Genomic DNA, 1346 nt, shown 5'->3' on the forward strand with positions numbered 1-1346 from the left:
CAGGGCGGCCTGGTGGGCGCTGTCGGCCTGGGCCACCTGCACCTGGGCGGTCTGGATCGCTTGCCGGGCCTGCTGCAGCCGCGCCTCGGCTTCGTCGCGCTGGGCTTGCAGGGTGTCGAGCTGCAGCCGGGCCAGGGGCTGGCCNNGCCGGCCGGCGAATTTGGCGGACACGGCAATTTCGGTGGCCTCCAGGCGGCCGTTGCCGTGGACCAGGGCGTCCTCGGCCACGCGGTCGGCCCAGGGGCCCCAGCGGTAGAAGGCTCCAGCCAGCAAGGCCAACAGCACCAGCACGGCCGCGGCCGGTTTCCAACGCATCCTCATGTCGGCTCCTGTGTGGGCACCCGGGTTCAGGCGCTCAGTGCCCGGCGGTCCAGTTCCAGTTGCGTGATGCAGCGCTGCACCAGGTGCTGGGCCCCGGCCGGCAGCTGGACAAACCGGCAGCCCACCCGGTGGCGGACCTGGCCCGAGCGGCTGGGGTGCGACTCCACATGGCGCACTTCCAGGTCGACGGTGAAGCTGCCCAGCCCTTCCAGCACGATGTTGCACTGCGGCACGGTCACGCCATTGTGCAGCACCAGCCCGGGGATGCCGGGATCGACCAGGCACAGCCCCCCCAGGGAAATGTCCAGCAGCTCCACCGCCACGGTGCGCGGCGGCTGGTCTGGGGTGGGCAGGGTGCAGCGGATCTTGTGCCCGGCCGGGATGGGCATGCGGTGGAACTCCCGGCGTTGCAGGCGGTGCAGACGCTGGGGGGCCGGGCAGGCGAAGGCGGGCAGACCGGCGTGGGTGGCCGGCCGCAGCGGCCCGATCGGGGCCTGGATTTCCACCCCGTCCATGAAACCCGTCAGCCACAGTTCGCTCAGTTGCAACAGGCGGTCGTTGGTGCGGCGGTCGGGGCCGATGTCGAGCAGCAGCTGGCCGTCCGCCCCCACTTCCAGCACGCTGGACACGATGGATTCGTTCGGGCCGAACCACAGCAGCACCCGCTCACCCCGCTGGGCCAGCAGACGCAGCTGCTGGCGGATGTCGAGCGGGTAATGGATCCAGTAAGGGCTGTGCTCACCGGGCAAGCGCACGGTGGAGGAACCGTCCGGCATGCTCAGAACGGGGCGTCGTCGTCGGCTGCGGGCGGGTCTTCCGCCGGGGTGCTTTCGGCCGCCACCGGTGTGCCGGCCTGGCGCACCGCGGCCTTGTCGCCGGCGCTGGCGAACTTGCTGTACTTGCCCAGCAGGCCCACCAGCTGGCCATAAATGCGCGGGTTGCCGGCCAGACATTCCTTCTGTTCCAGGAAGTCGGCCTCGCCGGTGAAGTTGCCGATCAGGCCGCCGGCCTCGGTCACCAGCAGC

The 1346-nt window shown here is 71.0% G+C and carries 1 protein-coding gene and 1 pseudogene; both read right to left on the reverse strand.

Features of this window, described 5'->3' with window-relative positions:
- Positions 1 to 347: 347 nt before the first annotated feature.
- Positions 348 to 1097 (reverse strand): flagellar brake protein, encoded by a 750-nt coding sequence (locus tag CON77_RS13545; RefSeq protein ID WP_101049975.1) that lies wholly within the window; start codon positions 1095 to 1097, stop codon positions 348 to 350.
- 2 nt (positions 1098 to 1099) lie between these two features.
- Positions 1100 to 1346 (reverse strand): annotated as a pseudogene (locus tag CON77_RS15630) (inositol monophosphatase family protein); the annotation flags it as partial.

It is taken from the genome of Macromonas nakdongensis, from assembly GCF_002837145.1.
Taxonomy (GTDB): Bacteria; Pseudomonadota; Gammaproteobacteria; order Burkholderiales; family Burkholderiaceae_C; genus Macromonas_B; species Macromonas_B nakdongensis.

Coding starts and splice junctions, on each gene's coding strand:
- CON77_RS13545 (WP_101049975.1), bottom strand. CDS start 1,097: ATGCCGGACGGTTCCTCCACCGTGCGCTTGCCCGGTGAGCACAGCCCT.